The sequence below is a fragment of the Leptospira neocaledonica genome (genome assembly GCF_002812205.1).
Taxonomy (GTDB): domain Bacteria; phylum Spirochaetota; class Leptospiria; order Leptospirales; family Leptospiraceae; genus Leptospira_B; species Leptospira_B neocaledonica.
In genome coordinates, this window is the sequence record NZ_NPEA01000008.1 from 187671 (window position 1) to 206823 (window position 19153).

The 19153-nt window shown below is 38.4% G+C and carries 19 protein-coding genes; 10 read left to right on the top strand and 9 right to left on the bottom strand.

The window, feature by feature from the left end:
* The first annotated feature begins 230 nt into the window (after positions 1-230).
* On the top strand, positions 231-1349 hold the full coding sequence (locus tag CH365_RS15440) for a tetratricopeptide repeat protein (RefSeq protein WP_020770630.1): 1119 nt from the start codon (positions 231-233) through the stop codon (positions 1347-1349).
* Position 1350: 1 nt separating this feature from the next.
* Here the strand turns inward: CH365_RS15440 and CH365_RS15445 are convergent, their stop codons facing one another.
* A complete protein-coding gene (locus tag CH365_RS15445; RefSeq protein ID WP_100769459.1) occupies positions 1351-2310 on the bottom strand; it encodes a metallophosphoesterase in 960 nt (319 codons plus the stop codon).
* A gap of 98 nt (positions 2311-2408) precedes the next feature.
* On the opposite strand from CH365_RS15445, the gene CH365_RS15450 reads away from it, so the two are divergent.
* Together CH365_RS15450 and CH365_RS15455 are read left to right on the top strand one after the other, a co-directional pair.
* The gene (locus CH365_RS15450) at positions 2409-4955 is read left to right on the top strand and encodes a methyl-accepting chemotaxis protein (RefSeq protein WP_100769460.1); all 2547 of its coding nucleotides are present in this window, start codon (positions 2409-2411) and stop codon (positions 4953-4955) included.
* A gap of 84 nt (positions 4956-5039) precedes the next feature.
* Positions 5040-5312, top strand: coding sequence for a hypothetical protein (locus CH365_RS15455; protein WP_010515454.1), 273 nt, complete (start codon positions 5040-5042; stop codon positions 5310-5312).
* Positions 5313-5384: 72 nt separating this feature from the next.
* Here CH365_RS15455 and CH365_RS15460 read toward each other — a convergent pair whose 3' ends face one another.
* From CH365_RS15460 to CH365_RS15480, 5 genes are all read right to left on the bottom strand, one after another.
* Complete coding sequence (locus CH365_RS15460) at positions 5385-5615, bottom strand: hypothetical protein (RefSeq protein WP_100769461.1); 231 nt, start codon at positions 5613-5615, stop codon at positions 5385-5387.
* A 95-nt stretch (positions 5616-5710) separates the two neighbouring features.
* On the bottom strand, positions 5711-5950 hold the full coding sequence (locus CH365_RS15465; protein WP_100769462.1) for a hypothetical protein: 240 nt from the start codon (positions 5948-5950) through the stop codon (positions 5711-5713).
* Positions 5951-6045: 95 nt separating this feature from the next.
* On the bottom strand, positions 6046-6360 hold the full coding sequence (locus CH365_RS15470) for a hypothetical protein (RefSeq protein WP_125226326.1): 315 nt from the start codon (positions 6358-6360) through the stop codon (positions 6046-6048).
* 42 nt (positions 6361-6402) lie between these two features.
* Positions 6403-6933, bottom strand: coding sequence for a hypothetical protein (locus tag CH365_RS15475; RefSeq protein ID WP_100769464.1), 531 nt, complete (start codon positions 6931-6933; stop codon positions 6403-6405).
* A gap of 52 nt (positions 6934-6985) precedes the next feature.
* Positions 6986-7438, bottom strand: coding sequence for a hypothetical protein (locus tag CH365_RS15480; protein ID WP_125226327.1), 453 nt, complete (start codon positions 7436-7438; stop codon positions 6986-6988).
* Between the two features lie 585 nt (positions 7439-8023).
* Between CH365_RS15480 and CH365_RS15485 the strand changes: the two genes are divergently transcribed.
* Positions 8024-8242, top strand: a complete 219-nt coding sequence (locus CH365_RS15485) for a helix-turn-helix domain-containing protein (RefSeq protein ID WP_100769466.1) — start codon at positions 8024-8026, stop codon at positions 8240-8242.
* A gap of 41 nt (positions 8243-8283) precedes the next feature.
* Here CH365_RS15485 and CH365_RS15490 read toward each other — a convergent pair whose 3' ends face one another.
* Together CH365_RS15490 and CH365_RS15495 are read right to left on the bottom strand one after the other, a co-directional pair.
* Positions 8284-8484, bottom strand: coding sequence for a hypothetical protein (locus CH365_RS15490; RefSeq protein WP_100769467.1), 201 nt, complete (start codon positions 8482-8484; stop codon positions 8284-8286).
* Between the two features lie 12 nt (positions 8485-8496).
* Positions 8497-9345, bottom strand: a complete 849-nt coding sequence (locus CH365_RS15495; protein ID WP_100769468.1) for a hypothetical protein — start codon at positions 9343-9345, stop codon at positions 8497-8499.
* Positions 9346-9463: 118 nt separating this feature from the next.
* Here CH365_RS15495 and CH365_RS15500 point away from each other — a divergent pair, with 118 nt between their 5' ends.
* The gene (locus tag CH365_RS15500) at positions 9464-9766 is read left to right on the top strand and encodes a hypothetical protein (protein WP_100769469.1); all 303 of its coding nucleotides are present in this window, start codon (positions 9464-9466) and stop codon (positions 9764-9766) included.
* Between the two features lie 301 nt (positions 9767-10067).
* On the opposite strand, the gene CH365_RS15510 is transcribed toward CH365_RS15500, so the two are convergent.
* Positions 10068-12071: a phenylalanine--tRNA ligase subunit alpha gene (locus CH365_RS15510; RefSeq protein WP_100769471.1), complete on the bottom strand. Its 2004-nt coding sequence runs from the start codon at positions 12069-12071 to the stop codon at positions 10068-10070.
* A 195-nt stretch (positions 12072-12266) separates the two neighbouring features.
* Here CH365_RS15510 and CH365_RS15515 point away from each other — a divergent pair, with 195 nt between their 5' ends.
* The 5 genes from CH365_RS15515 (at position 12267) to CH365_RS15535 (ending at position 19153) form a co-directional block, all read left to right on the top strand.
* The gene (locus CH365_RS15515; RefSeq protein ID WP_100769472.1) at positions 12267-13568 is read left to right on the top strand and encodes an ABC1 kinase family protein; all 1302 of its coding nucleotides are present in this window, start codon (positions 12267-12269) and stop codon (positions 13566-13568) included.
* Complete coding sequence (locus tag CH365_RS15520; RefSeq protein WP_008592751.1) at positions 13565-13798, top strand: FeoA family protein; 234 nt, start codon at positions 13565-13567, stop codon at positions 13796-13798. The genes CH365_RS15515 and CH365_RS15520 overlap by 4 nt, the downstream gene beginning before the upstream one ends.
* A 3-nt stretch (positions 13799-13801) precedes the next feature.
* Entirely contained in the window at positions 13802-15943 is a 2142-nt protein-coding gene (gene feoB, locus CH365_RS15525) for a ferrous iron transport protein B (protein WP_100769473.1), read from the top strand.
* 2 nt (positions 15944-15945) lie between these two features.
* On the top strand, positions 15946-17901 hold the full coding sequence (locus tag CH365_RS15530; protein WP_100769474.1) for an LTA synthase family protein: 1956 nt from the start codon (positions 15946-15948) through the stop codon (positions 17899-17901).
* A gap of 238 nt (positions 17902-18139) precedes the next feature.
* The gene (locus CH365_RS15535; RefSeq protein WP_100769522.1) at positions 18140-19153 is read left to right on the top strand and encodes an N-acetylneuraminate synthase family protein; all 1014 of its coding nucleotides are present in this window, start codon (positions 18140-18142) and stop codon (positions 19151-19153) included.

The window sequence follows — 19153 nt, forward strand, 5'->3', positions numbered from 1 at the left end:
ATTCCATGCGAAGTAAGGGCCCTGTCAAGAAGGAAGAATGGACTATGACTTTCACATTAGTTTATGCACTGCAAACCGAGATTTCTCTCTTTTTTTCCAATTTCAAATTTTCTTTACGGATTTAGTACCAAGGAAAACCTTTACTCATCCGTCAAAGTAATATTAAATAAAAAATTGAATGAAGAATCTTACGGATCTTCCTTCTAAATTTAAAAAGGAACTTCGGTCCTATGAACGAGCCTATTGAAAAACCCCAAGCAGGAAAGGAAGAAGAAGATTCACATTTTGCTCAAATCAAAAGTTTAGCAAAAGAAGCCTACCGTTTTCTGGATAGCAGACAATGGGACAAGGCCGAATCTAAATTGAAGGAACTTCTGGCTAAAGAACCGAGTAATACTTACGGTTTAGTCGGGATGGGAGATCTTCATTTTAAACGAAAGGAATTCAGACAGGCTCTGGATTTTTATAACAGATGTATCAAAGAAGATTCATCCAATAAGTTTTCCCTCATGGGACTTATGAACTGTTATAGAGAGATGAACTTGCTCAATCGGGTCATCGAAGTAGCAGAAGAATATAGACATATTACTATCACGGACGCATCCATCTTAAGTCGAGTTGCGGACGCTCATAGAAAACTCAAAAACTTCAAAGAATCAGAAGTATATTATATGCAGGCATTGCAGATCAATCCTAAAGATCAATATGTGATCGTAGGTTTGGGGCATTTATTTTTTGCCTGCCAAAGATACAAAGACGCAATCAGCTGGTGGGAAAAACTTTTGGTGATCCAACCGGATAATATCAAGATCCTGACCGAGATCGGCAACAGTTATCGTAAGATCAAAGATTTTGATGAAGCGATCCGTTATTATCGCAGAGCAGCAGACCTAGATCCAAGGAATTTTTTCGCGCTGTACGGTTTGGCGGAATCTTATCGTGGTAAAAAAGATTTCCGCAAAGCAAACGAGTTCTGGGAAAGAATTTTGGAATTCGATCCGGACAATAAACTTATCATCAACAGATATGCGGATAGTTTAAGAGGTATGGGAGAATTCGATAAAGCATTAGAATGTTTTAATAGAATTCTTTCCGAAGGTGAGGACTATTTTGCACTTCTTGGAAAAGCTTCTTCTTTGAAGATGAAAGGTGCAAGAGACAAGGCAGAGGAAATTTATGTGGATCTTCACAAAAAGTTCCCGATGGATCCTCGTCCTGTGGTAGAACTTTCGGAACTCTATTCCGATATGGGAAAAAGAGACGAGGCTCTCAAATTATTAAACGACTTCCACAAAAAGCAGCCTTTAAACGAGGAAGTAAAACAAAAGCTGGATTCTTTCTCGGAATAATTCAGTCTTTTATTTCTATCCGATTTTTCTCCCTCTCTAAAAACTCAGGGAGGGGAAAAATTTCCTCCGTTCCATTCTTCAAATATTTCGCTTCTGCATTCCAGACCCCGTTCTTTCTAGTCAACTCCACATGATGGTGCCAGATATTTCCTCGCTTGTCTGAAAAGATACGAGGGACTCGCGCAGGATTGAGGTATAGTATACCTTCTTCTTTCTTTTTCCAAATTCGAGTCTTTACTCTTAATTTTCTAGAAGAATGGTGCATATGCCCTGCGATCACTACCTTTGGCCTTTTACCTTTGCCGGAGAGTTTCCGGATAAAATCGCTAAGATCCTTATCTCCGAAGTCCCCTTCTTCTTTTTTGAAATCGCAACCCCAGATATCAGATGCCCTGTTTCCCAAACCGGAAGGACCATTATGAGCGAGTATGATCAGATCCTGTTTTTGAAAGTCCAGACCTTGGACTAACTCCAAAAGTTTCTTTTCAGACTCTTCGTACGAAGAGATCCCAAATACAGACTTAAGGAATATCTGAAAATTAAATCTAGCCCCCATAGAAAGAGGTCTAGCTCCTAAAATGGAAAGCCCCTCCCCAATTTTAGAAAGATTGTATTGGCAGATATTGGTATCTCCCAGATCTTTTATAAGTTTTTTGTATCGTCCAAGATGAAATGTATGACTTAAGTAACCTATGTTAGGTGAAGCATTGGTAATTTCCATGAGCAACTGAGGGATAGAAGTAGTATCATGATTTCCTAAAATGATATACTTTGGTTTCCGAACTTTAGAGATCAATTGTGCGATCTTATTTGTATTCCTTGGGAGATTATTTCCAAGATCACCGGTGAATATCACGGAATCATAATTGCTTTTGGAGAAGTATTCTGTATCGACCCAAGTCCAGAACCCATGTATATCGCCCACTACAGCGATTCGTTTATCAGAAGAATCAAATATCAATTTTTGCTTCCTAAATTTTAGGTTTTGTTCCTAAGACTTTTTTAAACAAACTTTTTCAGATCATACTAGGTCGAAAAAAAAATCAACCAGGATCGCGCATGAAAAACATAAACAAAGAAATTTCCGTATTCTCTGCAAGGTTCCTATTCTTAACAGAAGGTCTAGGATATCTGATCGGAACTCCATTTGCGATCGTATTTCTGATCTATTTTATGGACTTGGATCTGAAAGAAACAAATTCTCTTTGGTTCGTCATGGGAACGATCTTCATTCTAGGACTCGTCACCAGTTCAGTTTCTTCTTTTTACAAATTAAGACCATTACGAAAATATTCCAAACAATTTGCAGAAGGTGCAGTAACTCGAGAAACGGTCATGAGAGCTCAAAAGGCAGCGTTTCGTCTTCCTGCTCTTCATGCACTCGATATTCTGGTGAGGATCTGGATAGGAGGAGGGATTTTTGTAGTTTCACTCGGGATCTTTTTACCTATCAGTAAAACGGATTATTCCATCCTCTTAGGACTAATCATATTCGGCGGACTTGCGAGTGCGGTTTATTTTTATCTCATCACCGATTGGCTAAAGGACAACTTAGCTAGAACGGATCTATTCGGTTCAATTTCTTTGGAATCCTTGGTCAAACTCAATCTGACAAGATCCTTGGCCTTAATTTTCTTTTCCATCGTCTTAGTTTTAGCGATCGGTGTCTCTTTAGTAGTTTATAAGCTCAATTACGAATCTCTAAAGAGTGCTTATACCAACCAAATGTTGAATGTGGCTCAAACATTGGACCTTCTCACCCAAAGTATCTATGAAGATACGGAAGAAGAGGCAGAACTTATCATCCGAAACAAAACCTTAGGATATTTGGTCTCCCAAAAGAAATGGAAAGAGGCGGAGGGCTTTCTAAACAATTTTTTAGGATCCAGCCAAAGATTTGAAGGAATAGCAGTCTGGAAAGAAGCAGGAGACTGGTTCTCCCATTCCGTTGGAACTGGAACTTTAGCAAGTAGTACGATAGTTCCCTTAACTTCCGCATTCCAACTTCCAGGAGCGGATGAAATCAGAAATATAAATAAGGAAAAAACATTCTTCTTTAGTGAACCTTCTAATTCTACTCTGAACGGTTCTCCGGTCATTTTGTATATTAGAGAATTTGAATTGAATGACGGCTCCAAGGCTTTCTTGGTATTCTCCGTTCGGATAGGAGATCTGACAAATAATATCATCCAATCCATCAAGATCGGAAAAACAGGTTATCCAGGACTTCTAACTCCTAAGATGACTTTCCTAAATCATATCAGCGAAAGTATGAGATTAAAAAAAATGGAAGATCTACCTTTCGCCAAATTTTTTGTAAACGCACAAGACGGAGTTCCAATCAAGTATGTGATGGACGGCGCCTATAAATCTATGGTCGTTCATACGAACAAAAAATATGGATTCAGATCTTTTGTAGCCATCGTAAACGAAGAAGTTTCCAAAGAAGCGATTTCTACAATCTTCTATATGTTGACCATCTCCTTTTGTGGATTGTTTATCATTGGCTTCATCATCTACTTCATTTTAGCCAAAAGTTTGAAACCGTTAAGAGATAGCCAAAATCTGATCGAAAAAATGTCAGAAGGTGACCTAACCCATAAACTTACGGTTCTTTCCAGAGATGAAATCGGAGAGATGGCAATCAGTATCAATGAGTTCAATCGTAAGGTAAAAGCGGTACTTCATAAAATTTTCGATGCTTCTCATAGTCTTGCAAATTCTTCCGAAGAAATGTCAGGAACCTTAAAGTCTATTTCTGACAATGCACAAAGCCAGGCTGCAGCCTCCGAGGAAATTTCCGCTTCTATCGAGGAAATCTCTGCGGGAATGGATTCGATCTCTTATAGAACAAAAGAACAAGTCAGTCTTTTGAATTCTTTGGATTCAGAGATGGAAGAATTTTCTACTTCTATCCAAAACACTTCTGAAAATTTGGAAAACACTCTTTCTCATGTAAAAGAGATCACCGACGAGGCCAGAAAAGGTGGAAAATCTTTGGAATTAACTGACCAAAGTATCAGAAAAATTTCCCAGAGCTCGGACCAGATCACAGGTGTGATCGAGATCATCACAACAATTTCGGAACAGATCCATCTTCTTGCTTTGAACGCAGCTATCGAGGCCGCGAGAGCCGGAAACGCAGGAAAAGGATTCGCGGTAGTCGCCGATGAAATTTCCAAACTCGCGGACAAAACTTCTGACAGTATGAAAGAGATAGAAAATATCATCCAAGCAAACGAAACGGAAATTGGAATCGGAGTCAGCAATATCCGGGACACGGTAAGCGTGATCGGGGGGATCATCCAAAGAATAGAAACAATCTATATTCGAATGAACGAGGTATCTTCCGTAATGGGAGAGCAGCTGGTCCGAAATCGAATCGTGAACAAAAAGGGCCAGGAAGTAAAGGAAAGATCGGAAGGTATCCAAACTGCGATCCAGGAGCAAAAACTGGCCGTAGAAGAAATTTCGAAAACAATTTCGAGTATCAATGATTTGACCCAATCTAACGCGTCCTCTACAGAAGAATTGAGTTCCGGTTCTGTGGGACTTGCCCATTTGTCCGAGGATCTGAAAAACCAAGCGGAGTATTTTCATTTTTAAAACTATTCTCCCGAAATTTCAGGAGAATAAGAAGATTCCGAAACTTAGTTGCATTTTAGAGAATTTATTCTAATTTGCGCTTATATGGAATGGGAAAAGATCTTAAGGGACTCTGTACGGGACGGTTCAATCAAGGAATTGTATCTCCGGAGAGTTCCCACCCTGAAAACCTGTGATGATTGGAATAAGGTAAAAGAAATAGGTCTGATCGATCACAAAACCAAATACGCCCATTATAAGGGTGGATTGGTTAAATTCGGGGAAGGTCTCTTTTTCGTGAGCGAAGAAAGGCTCCAAGCCTTGGCTCCATTCCGCAAATGGGAATTCAAAACCAAGATCAAAGTCACTCCGGACTAAATAGGTGCGGAGCTCCGAAGAAAAGAGTTAAATTGCCGGCGAGAGGCAAGAGTAACTTAAGCGGCGGCTATTTTAGTTGCCTGATTTCCTGTTTTTTTCTTTAGAAATATATTCCGCGTTGAATAATGTTATCAGTGGTCCCTGGTGTAAAAAAGAGACTGCTTCAATATCGAATTCTTCAAATATCTCGTATTCGATTATCTCACCATCTGCGGTAAGTAATTCAATCTTGCATCTATTCAGCATATCAGAATAGAGATTGTATAAATCTTTAGAATCTATTTCTTTCAGTTTATTGTCCATCAGGTATTATATTGGCCTTATCATTCGGCAATGGCTTATAATCAGAGATAACAATTTTGTTTTTACCAAGTTTAATACCTTTGTAAGAATTTGATTTATTGATTAAATAAATCAAATTTCTCTAACCACTCAACTGTCCATTGAGCTTCAGCAAAATATTTTGGCAGGTATTCGAACTTCTCAACCCAGCCATCAAATGCGTTATTCATTTCAGGATTATCTGCCGTAAAGATCAAATATCCCCCCGTATTTTTTTCATCATTATAGATCCATACGTAGTCGCCTTCTTTTTCTCCCGAAAGAATTTTTCCTTTAATACCAATCTTGATTTCCATAGTGAATCATCCTTATTTGTCAATAGTCACATGGTTATCCACTCTTCAATATTAGCGAGTATTGCCAAAATTTCTTGCACGTATGCCAACAAAATCTAGGGCATAATAGAAGGACCAATCCAATGTGAAATTCGATCACCTTGCTTTTTTACTAAAAAATCTTTAGCGTCTTCATAACTTAAATTAGCTTCTAATTCCACTATCTCTCCCTGAATAGAGCCGTAAATAGACCATTTATCTTCTAATGCACTTAAATACTCTGGTCGAAATAACCTATCTAAGATCCAATTCACATATGTTACAGCATGTTCACCAGGGATATCTAAATCCTGCCAGAACATTGCGTAAACCATAGGCTCAATTCTTTTTCTGGCTTCTTCCCATCTTTCTTCGTACGAATATCTCATCATTCAAAGTATTCCCATTAAGGTTTTTGGAACATTCAAAATTTATTATAACGTATAGTAATCCATTGATAAAGATCCTATAGAGAAGACAAGATCGTATTTCGATAAGTTTTTGATTGATGACGGAAAAATAACTTTCACTTTATAGTGATCTCTCCAGTTCATACGAAAGAAAGTTGAAGTTATCCGTATGCCCATTTTAGCAAAGTAATAAGGGCCAATTCTTTCTAAGGAAGCAAATTCGGAGGAACTAACAACAACTTCACCTCTTTCAGATTCCACGACAAACTTAATCAATCTTGCAATATTGGTTAGCTCGTTAGTAAGCTCTTCTCTCGCATCTTCGATATCTTTAAAACTTATTATTACCACGTATTGGTCGGATGGGGCCGTACAAGTAAAGTTATGTTCAATTTGCAAATTTTTAATAGTAGCTAACGGAATCAAAACCTGAGTATTCGCTAATCCATATGTATCTATCCGTTCGCCAAAAGTAAAATAAAAGATTGTTGCACAGGAGTTTATGCAAAAATAGAGGAAAAGCAGTATTAACTTTTTGACATGATGCTCAATCATAAGTCCCTGCTCTAGGGATTTTCTGGTAACTCAACTTTAATTCCGCTCCTTCCTAAATTTTGATAAACGGACTCTTTTTCGATCTGCCAATATACATCTCATCTTCGAATGTGTGATTAAAACACCATGAAACATCTTTATCAATAACATACGAATGCTGAGGAACTGCAAATAGGCGATCGCTTATTGAATAAAAACAAGTCAAAGAGATCTCAAAGGCAATATCAATTGCATCCCCAAAGTATATAACTGGTCCGTTCCTTGTAAGATTATTTTTTTTTAGGAAATCCGAGACAAAATAAATAAGCTTCTCCTTAAAATCATTTCCTGGAAGAATACTATCAAAATTGTGAGGAATCTTACTCCAATCTATCCGGTTAAATCCTTGCGGAAACCCTTCTCGTATTTCAGAGAAAAATACGGCATTATCATCGATCACTCGAATTTCCCCACCCTTTATCCGTTCACCTAATTCAACCAATAATGTCTCTTGAAAATAACTCAAAATTTATACCTAACTCATATTGTTATTTGCACCACTAGTGAAACGGAACTACCAGAAACAAAAGAAGAAAACTTGTTAGGATAGTTCAGATGGGATATCGGCCACACCTTGTATAACTCTGGGAAGTGAGGTTTCAGTCAAATCCCGAAGGGGATGGATTCGTGTAAATTTCCTTCGAAAAGGTAGGCCTTGCGTATTATATAAAGGAATCGCAATTTCTACAATGGCTATTTCTTTTTATTGGATGGCTTTTATCGTATTCAGAATATTTACTCCAAAATCTTAATTTAGATCCTGAGTAATTTCCTTCAGGCAGAATAGAGAGCATTAATTTCTCTTTAGAAGCTGAAGGTGATATCCAATATTTGGAAGTGGATCTTGATAGTTCTTTTTCTGATTGTCCAGTTTTGACAAAAAGTAAAAGTGAAAACTAACCCCATGATAACGACTAGTAACAATCGCCGAAATCCTCTTAAGAAAAGCATTTGTGATATCCTCCCTTTTGGCACGGATTTCCGTGTTCTTAAATTGGATACACGAAATTTCGTGTGTTAAAAATGTCAAGGAGGACACATAATTTCGTGCGTGGAGTACGAAGAATTTATCCGGAAAGTTGGATTAAAAATAAAAGAAATCCGGGTAGAAAAGGGTATAACTCAGGAACAAATGGAAGAGGGAGACCATGGTGTTTCCTATAGAACTGTTCAAGATATAGAAAATGGACAATCTCACCCGTCCGTTAGATCAATTTTTAAGATTTCGAAGCGGCTTAAAGTAAAGCCTAAAGATTTATTGGATGTTTAAAATTAATCGAGGGATGCGGAATTACATCCCTCTTCATTTGTTTAATTGTTAGCTGATACGGCTGCTGCTGCAAGAATACAAATAGAATCCTTCTGAGCTTGAGTTGCTGTCTGGTCCTGTAAAGCGGCAAGACATTGGAAAGTTGCCTGGGTTTTTACATCATCCTTTACTTTATCAGTAACACAATTCGTTCCAAACAAAGCGAAGATTGTAAATGGTATATATATAAATTTAACTTTCATTATTTTTTCCCTTTAAGACCAGCAGTAGCTTTGATATTTTCCATTTTCTATAACCCAAAACTTCAATTGGATCAATTTTAGGTACGCAGCATATAAAGCAAACGGATTCCACCATTGAGATAATAGAGCCTGAATTTCAGTCCCTAATTTATATTCCATATATAAAGCATAAATTGAATATAGGCAGAGAGGATCATTCAAATCTTGAGTATTGACTAAACCGTTCCCGCTTGTTGGTTCACTTTCACTCGTTCCTTCTAAGTTTTGCCAGTCATTGGAAAGACTAATAACTCCAGACAAAACAATAGTATCGGAAGCCTCAGATGCCTTCTTTTGATTTGTACTACTATCTTCTAAAGTTCCAGGCTCTTGGTTTGAAATCTTGGTCAATGTACAATCTGAAATAGTTACAGACGGTAATCCTTCTTTACTGCTAAAATAATTACAAACTTCCTTTGCTACGTAAAGATCAGAATTCTTAGAAAGCATAATCTCAGAACCTGTAACAGAATCCGAAGAAGGATTTGTTCTAATTACAAGTTGCCATCCTTCTTCAGTAACTCCTTGTAAAAGATCAATAGTGTTTGATTCATTTTCGAGATCTAATGAAGTATCTGTATTCTCGGAATCGGTAGCTTTAAGAGTGGGTTTAGCTTTATAAGACGTAACGGGGAAAGATGTTTTAAATCTGTAAGCTGAACCATGAGAAAGATTTGAGGTTTCCCCACTGGCTAACTTTAACTGACCCGAAGCTGCGTTACTACCTAAGAACGATAATATTTGACTAAACGGAGGTGAGGAACCCTTACTACAACTAAAAATAGCCGGAAATAGGGTTATTATTAAAATCTGTCTTTTCATGGCAAAAATATGTTAAAGCAGGCATAACGGTCAAATTAATTTTTTATTTACAATATTACAATAGAATGTTATTAATCTTCCCTTTAACACTTATTAATAAATTACGAAGCAATATTATATGCTAAACGAAAAACCGAAAAGCTCAAGTTTACCGAACAAGGAACCTGTAGATAAAGTATCTCATATTAATAAAATCATAAAATTAATAACTGATTTAGTAATAACTCCGGAGACTCTTTTGGAAATAAAGCTGACGAATGGCTCTATAAAAAGTGGGCGTTATCGAAATCATTCTATTTCAAACCCATTTTTGGGACTTCTTACCACAAAAGCCATTTTAAATTTCGAGCTACCAAATAATGTTTTGGTAGATATCAATTTCTTAGAAATTAGTGAGCTTAAGAAAATTAATTCTGATTAATTAGAATACGCTATCTCTTAATATAATTTCACTTAAAGCGAATATAGTTTCCTTATTCTTATCTGAAAAAGGAGATCCATTGTATTTGATACAGATATTAACATAAAATCCTTCTGCATTAATATCATGAATATATCCCTTTAATGAAATATCGTTTTCATTAAGTAATTCAATTATTTCATTTTTCACAGATAATTAGTATACTTGATGATACTAATTTTGGTTAAAATAACTAACTAATTCAATGTCCTATTCGGGATAATTGGGTTAAGAATTAGTTGATTAAGCTAAATTAAAAAAGTTATCTAGTCAAATTAATGATCAGGTTCAATTTTTCAGCGACTGTGATCACATCTTGGACTCTAGTTTTATCCACAAGCACTGCGGTTGGTCCAATCTCGTCCAGAACGATCTTCTTCCCTTTGATCTGACCAAGTAGAAGTTCCATCACGTTCTGATCTTTGGTTCGGACAAGTACACAATCTTCTGCAACTTCTACTACAGGCAGGTTTCCACCCCAATCTTCTAATAAGAATAAAAGGTTTTGGGCCAGTTCCGCTTTACTAGAAGCTTTTAAGAAGTCTACGAACTCATTCGTTTTGTATCCCAGAAGAATTCCTAATTGGTAGGCTTCCTTGGTCAGAACGAAAGTATAAACCCTGTCGTAATCTTTGAGTTCTGTGAACGCTTTTAAAAGATGAATTCCGTAAATAGAAACTTTTTCCGGGAATGCGATCACGGAGAAGTCCGGGTTGATTGTAATACCACCCTTCTCCGTAACTCCCGCGAGTTCTCCCGTCTGGAAGAAGTATTCTCCCAGCTTGGAAAGAGTCAGGAATCGGTTCGGATATTCTACTTCTAATAATCCGAATAAATGCAGATAGAAGATCGCACTCATGATCTCCTTACGAAGATCTGCCAGATCCGTCTGGAAATTTTTAGTGCGGAAGCCCGGGCTAAAGATCAGATGTTCTCTGATAATATTGGAGAAAATAACGGAAAGATGGATACGTTTGGACTTGATGATCAAGTTCACACATTTGTCCAAGATCATCTTATCATAAAAAGGCATTTCCGTAGGTTGGAAAACTTCCGGAGGGTTAACACGTTTCATTCTAGCCTCGTTCACCTCATGGATGACGAGTTTCATGATCTCGAAAATATCTTTGCTAAGAAAACCGTCTAGGTCTCCTCTCAGGATAATATTTTCCCCTTTGATATCTGCCAGATTCAAAAGTTTCAGGATAGGAAGAATGAGTTCCATCTGATAGATCTGGCTTTTTTCCGGGAAAATACTGATATCCGGATTTAATAATTCCTGTTCTGTTCTTTTATGATCCGCTTGTTTTACTTTGCCGGATTTTGCCAGAACCAAACCTTTTCTACTAATATAAGAAAGTAACTTTTTAGTATTTAAGAAGAAGTCCAACTCGTTCGTTGCGAGTTTTTCCTGTCTTTGGCGAGTTCCTTTTTTAACGGAAGGAAGAATCGGATTGTTTTGGATATATTTAAGAAGTTCTTCCGGAAGAGCGAAAATTCTTACGAACTTCTCCTCTACGAAACAAACGTCCGCAATCATTCCCTTTTCGACCAATGCAGGAATAATGGTCTCGTACTTGCCTCTGCTCATTACGATAAAACTTCTGATATCGTCCGCGTCAGCCGCACCACCACTCAAATAGATCCTAACTACAGTATCTCTCTCCAATTCGGATAAGGATACGATAGCCGCCTCATACGCCTCGTCAGAAGTCGCGTGAGTAATAAACTTACGAATACTGTCTATCTTTGCAGGAGCCTTAACTGCTTTTTTCCATTCATTGGAAATATCAGTCAGCTTCTTACGATCTAGAAGTTTTTCGACGGAGACTTTGTATTTGTCTCCTTTCAGATTTTGGTCTAAAGAAACTAAGGCTGCCAGCTCGTCGAAAGCATGGTACTTATCCAGGTTATTGGTAAGTCTTTCTCTGTTTTTTCTTTGGTATACGAGTTGGTATTTGCGGAGAAGGTTAAGTTCCATCTCCACGTTGATTGGTGGAATGTTTACTTTTCGGGAAATCTCTCCCAAAGTGAGAACATTCTTATTTTTTAAGATAGAAGTATAAATATTAACTTGGAGTACAGTGAGTTTTTCCAGTACACCTTTGAGGTAGAACTCATCTAGAAAACTGTCGAAAAGGAACTTAACGTTCTTATTCTTTTCTTTGAACGGAAGTTTTGGAATGTTCCAAAGAGCGGCTGTCTTCTTTAGGTCGTTCAGTTCGAGTTTTTCTAATTCTTGCAATAAAACCGATTCGCCACTCATACCACTGACCGAAAGTATCGTTCGAGAGCCATACTCTAATTCTCGCCGCTCCCGTAAACTAAAATACGGTCTTCTCGGCGGAACATGGCAAATAGACCCGAGTTCTTTTCTCTAGGTTCCTTTATCCCGAACGGAGGTTCTTTTCTCCCTGATTTGGATTGTGTTCCTCTCAAGTTATCTTAATCTGGAGCTGAAATGCCCGGATTCTTAGAACAACTTCTCCAAGGGGTAAACAGCGCTAGTCGTATAGTGACCAGTAGTTATGTTTTTTCCACCAAAACCATCCTACTTTTAAAGGATTTGGCTACAGGAGGAAGCGGATCCCGTAATATTCCGGTCCGATTGAGAGAAGCGTTTGAAGAATTAGGCGCAACGTATATTAAATTAGGCCAATTCATCGCATCGGCGCCTTCTCTCTTCCCTGAAGAGATCGTAACGGAGATGCAAAAATGTTTGGATTCCGTACGACCTCTCTCCTTCTCAGAGATCCAAAAAGTATTAAAAAAAGAATTGGGTAGGAATTACCAAAACTTATTCCAAAGTATAGATCCAGTTCCGATGGCATCTGCCTCCATCGCACAAGTCCATTCAGCAGTGACAAAAGACGGTTTGGACGTGGTGATAAAGGTGCAAAGGCCTGATATAGAAGGCGCATTAGGAGCAGATCTCAACCTTCTATTCTTAGCATCTAAATTATTCGAAGTATTCGTACCGGGCTTGAACAAATCAGGACTTTCCGAAATGGTCGGAATGTTTCAATCCTCTATTTTAGAAGAAATTGATTTTATAAAAGAAGCAAATAATTGTGAAGAATTCGAAAGATACCTTCTTTCTTCCGGAGAAACCAGAGCAAGAGTTCCCAAAATTTACAGAGAACTTAGCACCAAAAGAGTTCTGGTTATGGAAAAATTCTATGGGGCTCCTATTATAGACGAAACTTCTCTTCGTAAATTCAGTAAGGATCCTTCTAAAACACTTTCGGACGCTTTGGAGATCTGGTTTTCCACACTTTCCAAGTCCGGTTTCTTTCATGCGGACGTACATGCAGGAAATCTAATGATCTTAAGAGATGGAACAGTAGGCTTTATTGATTTCGGGATCGTAGGAAGAATTTCTTCAAAAGTCTGGGAAGGCCTAATGATCTTTTTAGAAGGCCTTGCGTTGAATAGAACGGATAGGATCGCAAGCGGTCTTGTTCGTATGGACGGAACCGCTAAAGGTGTTGATGAGAAAAAATTAGCCAAGGACCTAGAGACAGTCTTTGATCAAATGAGTAAGATGGTCTTAGATATACAAATGGGAGAACTGGATGCTCTCGACGAACGGAAGATGAATGCTATCCTTTTCGAATTCAGAGATATTTCTGACAGGAACGGATTAAAAATCCCGAAAGAATTCGGACTTCTAGTGAAACAAATCTTATACTTTGACAGATATATCAAATCATTCGCACCGGAGTTAGATCTGATCCGGGACAGGGAAAAATTTATCAGATGAAATCCAAACTTTTCGAATTAGAAGAGGGAGAATCCGGAAAAATTACCGGAATTAAAAACGAATCCGGAAAAACGGGACTGGTCCGAAACCTATTAGATATGGGTTTTCTTCCTGGAACAAAAATCACTGTGGTCCGAAAATTCCAAGACCAAGATAAGATGATCGTAAAATTGGGGCTTGTTCGATTGGCCATTCGGAAATTAGAAGCGGATCTTCTGGAATTGAACTAGTTTATGAAATTATTAAATACTGAAATACAAAATCCGGAGCCTAAAACGGAGACGTTCCGGGTATTACTGACTGGAAATCCGAACTGTGGCAAGTCTACACTATTCAATAGGCTTACAGGCCTCCGACAAAAAACGGGAAATTATCACGGGGTCACGGTAGAAAAAGCGGAAGGAACAATCAGTAAGGAAGACAGAACTGCCTATCTAGTAGATCTTCCTGGCGCTTATAGTTTAGGCGGAGAATCGGAAGACAAACAAGTAACGACCCGTATTCTTCTTTCCAGGGAATCGGAAGACAAATTGATCTTCGTATTGGATGCAGTTGCGATAGAAAGAGGACTTCAATTTTTAATGCAGGTATCTTCTCTCAAGATTCCTATGATAGTCGCTGTCACAATGAACGATACCTTGGAAAAGAAAGGGGTTCATTTAGATCTGAAAGTTTTATCCAAGGCATTCGGAGTTTCTTTTTATTTCGTAAACCCCAGATCAGGAGAGGGTGTAGAATTTTTGGAAAAAGTTTTAACTGATCCTTCTTCTTACCAGATCCCAAATCCTAATTTTTCCTGGGACAAAAAAAGAACGGCACTCATTGAATCCGTACTTTCTAAACTTTCCGTAAATGATCCTGACTCGGTCAGATTCGTATTAGAAAACAGTTTTAAAGAATTCAGCGGAGAAACTCTACAAACTGGACTTCCTTCCGCCGAGTTTTTCCCCGAAAAAACCCGGGAATTCATTCACTCCGAATGGCAGAAATCTAAATTAGAATTTTCTTATGGAGAAGAATTGGTCCAAAGATCCATCTGGATCAAAAAACTTTTGTCCAAATCTGTTTCGGGTTCGGAAATTGCCGAAAAAGGGATCTTAGGATTTGCTGATAAAATACTTCTCCACCCCATCTGGGGACTTACGATTTTTTTAGGAATCATGGCTCTTGTATTCCAATTCTTATTCACATGGTCAGAAGTGCCCATGGATTGGATAGAAGCAAGAATAGGAGATCTAGCGGATCTTGTAGGGAATTATTTGCCGGAAGGACCGGTGCGTTCCCTAATCCAAGAAGGAATGATTGGAGGGGTCGGAGCAGTTTTAGTTTTCATTCCTCAAATTAGTCTATTATTCCTATTCATAGGAATAATGGAAGAAAGTGGTTATATCGCTAGAGCTTCCTTTCTAATGGATAGATTGATGGGAAGATTCGGTCTTTCAGGAAAATCTTTTATTCCATTACTATCCAGTGCTGCATGCGCAGTGCCTGCAATCATGGGGACAAGAACCATCGAGAACAAAGCAGACAGACTTACTACAATTTTAGTATCACCTTTGATCACCTGCTCTGCCAGATACCCGGTTTACATTTTAGTAATAGGGACAGTTTTTTCTGCAGAGCCAGTGTTCGGGATCTTCTCCCCAAAAGTTCTAGCATTATTCGGTCTTTTCTTATTGGGAATGTTTGCTTCGATGGGAGCGGCCTTTTTATTTAAAAAAACGTTTTTCAGATCGGAACCAGCTTACTTTTTGATGGAACTACCTAGATACCAGTGGCCTTCTCTCAAAAGTTTATTTTTTACAGTTTATAAAAAGATCAAAGCATTCATAGAGAACGCAGGAAAAGTAATTCTATTCATTTCAGTCATTCTATGGTTCTTAGCAAATTATCCAAGGGTAGAAGGTTCCAAAACGGAGAATTTAAGTCCGCCACAAGCAAAGTCCCTACAAATCTCAGAATCATATGCGGGAAGAATGGGAAAAATGATGGAGCCTATCTTAGAACCGATCGGTTTCGGGTGGAAAATGGGACTTGGGATCATTACTTCATTTGCAGCTAGAGAAGTAATGGTATCCACATTGTCCATCGTATACGGAGTCCAAGGAGAAGATTCCGAAGACGAAAATCTTAAGGAAGCCCTCAGAAAAGACAAGGATCCGGAAACCGGAAAACCTGTTTGGACAATTGCAAGTGCCTTAAGTTTACTCGTGTTTTTTGCATTCGCTTGCCAATGTATGTCTACTCTTGCCGTAGTGAAAAAGGAAACAAACTCTTTATTCTGGCCGTTTTTTATGTTTACATACATGACAATTCTTGCATATACTTCCTCTCTTTTAGTTTTCCATTTTTCTAAATTTTTAGGCTGGAATTAATAATGATAAAAAGGCTGCCGACAAACCTTAGGATAATTTTATTTTACTCCATTAGTTTTTTGATCCTTTTAACTGTTTTTAGATTTGTATTACTCTTCATCTACTTCTCAAAATTGGGAAACTCCCCTATTAGCGAAGTAATTTCCTCCTTTTGGATCGGAATTCGGTTCGATCTATGTGTGATTTCGATAGTGATCGGGCCATCCTGGATCTTATCTTCTTTATATTATCCAAATCGTTGGAAGTTCTATCGGTATATTTGGGGAATTCTTCCTATTCCATTATTCTTATGGATGACAGGGCATTTGATCGGAGACACGATCTATTTTGGAGAAGCCGACAAACATTTAGGATACGAAGGATTTGTATTTTTAGGAAAAGATCTGATCATACTAATAGAAGCCGGGATCAAGAATGACACATTAAAAGTGATCTTGGGACTGATTGGAATATTCACAGGGCTCCCCGCATTAATTTATCTTTTTATAAAATACAACGGATATCAGTATTCTTCGCAAAACAGAACCAAGGAATTGGCCCAAATCCCGATTTCGATCATTTTATTACTGCTTTTGTTTAGAGGAGGAGTCCAGCCCAGACCATTACGATCCACGGAAGCAATTCATTCGGAAAATCCTTTTTTGAACCAACTTCCTTTGAATGGTGTGTTTACCACGATCATGGATCTAAAATCCAAATCAATTCTTCCTGAATTACAAATGTCTAATAGTGAATCGATCCGGATCGTACAAACAGAAATCGATTACCCTGGTGCAAAATTTATAGATCCTGAATATCCACTTTTAAGGGAAACATTAGAGACCAGAAAAGAAACTCCTCCGAATATAGTGCTTATTCTTCTGGAAAGCTGGACAGGAAAATTCCTGAAGCCGAACGGGGATGGAATTGTAGGAGGCAAAGAACTCGCTCCTAATTTTAACTCCTTAGCAAAAGAAGGAAGATACTTTCCTAGATTTTTTGCCACTGGCGGAAGGACAGTAAACGGTCTCATGTCCGTTCTCACGGGAATTCCAGATCGTCCAGGAATCACAGTGGTGAGAACCCATCAGGTTTTAGGAAATTTCGGTGGTCTTGGGTCTTTATTAAAAACATTGGGATATTCTACATATTTCGTACATGGTGGAGATGTAGGATTTGATAATATGAGTTTTCTTTTTCCTCATTGGGGGTTTGACAATATCATAGGAAAAGAAGAAATCGAAAAAACAGGAAAATATAAATCTGGGGCCTGGGGATTTTACGATGGAGATGTACTACAAGAACTCCATGAAACGTTATCAAAAGCAAAACAACCTTTTGCTGCGGTCAGCCTAACTCTTACCACGCATTATCCCTATCAAGTACCGGAAACAGGGCAGAGTCCTTATCCGGAAACGCTCAAAGATTCGGATTATTTTAATACTTACTCCTATTCGGACGAATCCATAGGGAAATTTATGGAGAAGGCAAAAAAATCCTCCTATTTCCAAAATACCATTTTTGTATTTGTGGCGGATCATACTCATCATAGAGACTTGAATCCATTCGAAGATCGTAATATTCCCTTCCTCATATATTCACCTAAATACGTAAAGCCGGGACTGGATCCGACGATCTCTTCTCAGTTGGATGTTATCCCAACAATCTTAGGACTAGTAGGCAAGAAGGTAAAATTTTCTTCTTTTGGCAAGGACTTACTTTCGAATTCTTCTCAGCCAAAGGCAGGCGGTTCTTATTTTGCGTTTTCCAGCGTGATCGGTTGGATAGAGAATGAATACGCTCTTTATAGATCCACGGAAGGGGAACTCAGAGAAGCCTATCCAATGCCTTGGAGCGAGAACAAATCCAAGTGCGCCAAAATAAAGGAGACCTGCGATGAATATGAACAGAAGGCAAAAGCATTTCTAAATCTGAGCTATGAACTTTTAAATAAGAACCGGATCTTCCCGGAGAAGTAAAAGGGTCTCCCCACCCTTCCTGGGTGGGGGCCGGTGCGGTGGTACCCGCCATCTCACGAAATCGGATATTTTTCCATCATTTTCTCTCCGAAGATTTGTTGGAGCTCCTACAAACTCATTTGCTTTTAATTTCTTGCCTTCCAACTCAATCTTAATTCGCAGAGAAATTCTTCCCTTTCCGGCCGGGTATTCCGATCTTAGTCTTAAGGGTACTCACCCCTGCACTTCAGGAGAAAGAATGTCTTTTTCGAAAAGTTTTCGTTTGGAAGAAAAATGGGAGGTTGGCCCAGATTCTTCCCCATTTATAATCGCTGAGATCGGATTGAATCATAACGCAGATCCGGAATTAGGAAAAAAAACTATCCAGGCGGCAAAAAAGGCCGGAGCGGACGCGGTAAAATTCCAAACCTATAAGACCGAAAATTTTTTAGACATTAAAAATCCTAAAGCGAAAGTTCTGGTCGATATTTTCCAAACTTACGAACTTTCCGAAAAACTACATATTGAATTCCAAAAAACGGCAAAAGAAGAAGGCCTTTTCTTTTTCTCTACTCCTTTGGATCCAGGAAGTGTGGACCTTTTGGTAAACATAGGAGTAAAGGCTCTTAAGATCGCTAGTGGAGATATAGTTAATAAACAACTTCTGCAAAAATGTGCAAATACTGGATTACCTTTATTCTTATCCAGCGGTGCTGCAGAAGGTTTCGAAGTCATTCGTGCACTAGAGTTTTTGGAATCCGAAAAAGTTAAAGATCTGGTATTATTCCATTGTGTTTCTCTTTACCCTACCCCTCCCGAAAAAGCGAATTTGCGAACTATTGAATATTATAAAAATATATTTAATGGTCCTCTAGGTTTTTCAGACCATACTGCAGGGAGTATCGCAGGCGCGTTGGCTGTGTCCTTAGGTGCGAGCGTATTGGAGAAACATTTTACCTTAGATAAAACTCTCCCAGGCCCGGACCATACCATATCTGTGGATCCTTCCGAACTAAAATTGTATGTAGAAAATGCAAAACTTGCATTTCAAATGAGAGGAGAAAAGAAGAAGATCGTGCAACCCCAGGAAGCTGGCGGCAGATTTTTTGGAAGAAGAGGATTATACGCAGATACGAACGGAAATCCTATCGCACTTCGTCCCGATCTAAGCCAAGAAGATAAAAGACATTTTGATTCCTGGAAATTGGATGAGGCGAATTCTCTCGTCAAACAAGGTAAAGGACCAAAACCGGGAGAATCTTTTATCTCTTAA

Coding starts and splice junctions, on each gene's coding strand:
- CH365_RS15440 (WP_020770630.1), top strand. CDS start 231: ATGAACGAGCCTATTGAAAAACCCCAAGCAGGAAAGGAAGAAGAAGAT.
- CH365_RS15450 (WP_100769460.1), top strand. CDS start 2,409: ATGAAAAACATAAACAAAGAAATTTCCGTATTCTCTGCAAGGTTCCTA.
- CH365_RS15455 (WP_010515454.1), top strand. CDS start 5,040: ATGGAATGGGAAAAGATCTTAAGGGACTCTGTACGGGACGGTTCAATC.
- CH365_RS15460 (WP_100769461.1), bottom strand. CDS start 5,615: ATGGACAATAAACTGAAAGAAATAGATTCTAAAGATTTATACAATCTC.
- CH365_RS15465 (WP_100769462.1), bottom strand. CDS start 5,950: ATGGAAATCAAGATTGGTATTAAAGGAAAAATTCTTTCGGGAGAAAAA.
- CH365_RS15470 (WP_125226326.1), bottom strand. CDS start 6,360: ATGATGAGATATTCGTACGAAGAAAGATGGGAAGAAGCCAGAAAAAGA.
- CH365_RS15475 (WP_100769464.1), bottom strand. CDS start 6,933: ATGATTGAGCATCATGTCAAAAAGTTAATACTGCTTTTCCTCTATTTT.
- CH365_RS15490 (WP_100769467.1), bottom strand. CDS start 8,484: ATGAAAGTTAAATTTATATATATACCATTTACAATCTTCGCTTTGTTT.
- CH365_RS15495 (WP_100769468.1), bottom strand. CDS start 9,345: ATGAAAAGACAGATTTTAATAATAACCCTATTTCCGGCTATTTTTAGT.
- CH365_RS15500 (WP_100769469.1), top strand. CDS start 9,464: ATGCTAAACGAAAAACCGAAAAGCTCAAGTTTACCGAACAAGGAACCT.
- CH365_RS15510 (WP_100769471.1), bottom strand. CDS start 12,071: ATGAGTGGCGAATCGGTTTTATTGCAAGAATTAGAAAAACTCGAACTG.
- CH365_RS15515 (WP_100769472.1), top strand. CDS start 12,267: ATGCCCGGATTCTTAGAACAACTTCTCCAAGGGGTAAACAGCGCTAGT.
- CH365_RS15520 (WP_008592751.1), top strand. CDS start 13,565: ATGAAATCCAAACTTTTCGAATTAGAAGAGGGAGAATCCGGAAAAATT.
- feoB (WP_100769473.1), top strand. CDS start 13,802: ATGAAATTATTAAATACTGAAATACAAAATCCGGAGCCTAAAACGGAG.
- CH365_RS15530 (WP_100769474.1), top strand. CDS start 15,946: ATGATAAAAAGGCTGCCGACAAACCTTAGGATAATTTTATTTTACTCC.
- CH365_RS15535 (WP_100769522.1), top strand. CDS start 18,140: ATGTCTTTTTCGAAAAGTTTTCGTTTGGAAGAAAAATGGGAGGTTGGC.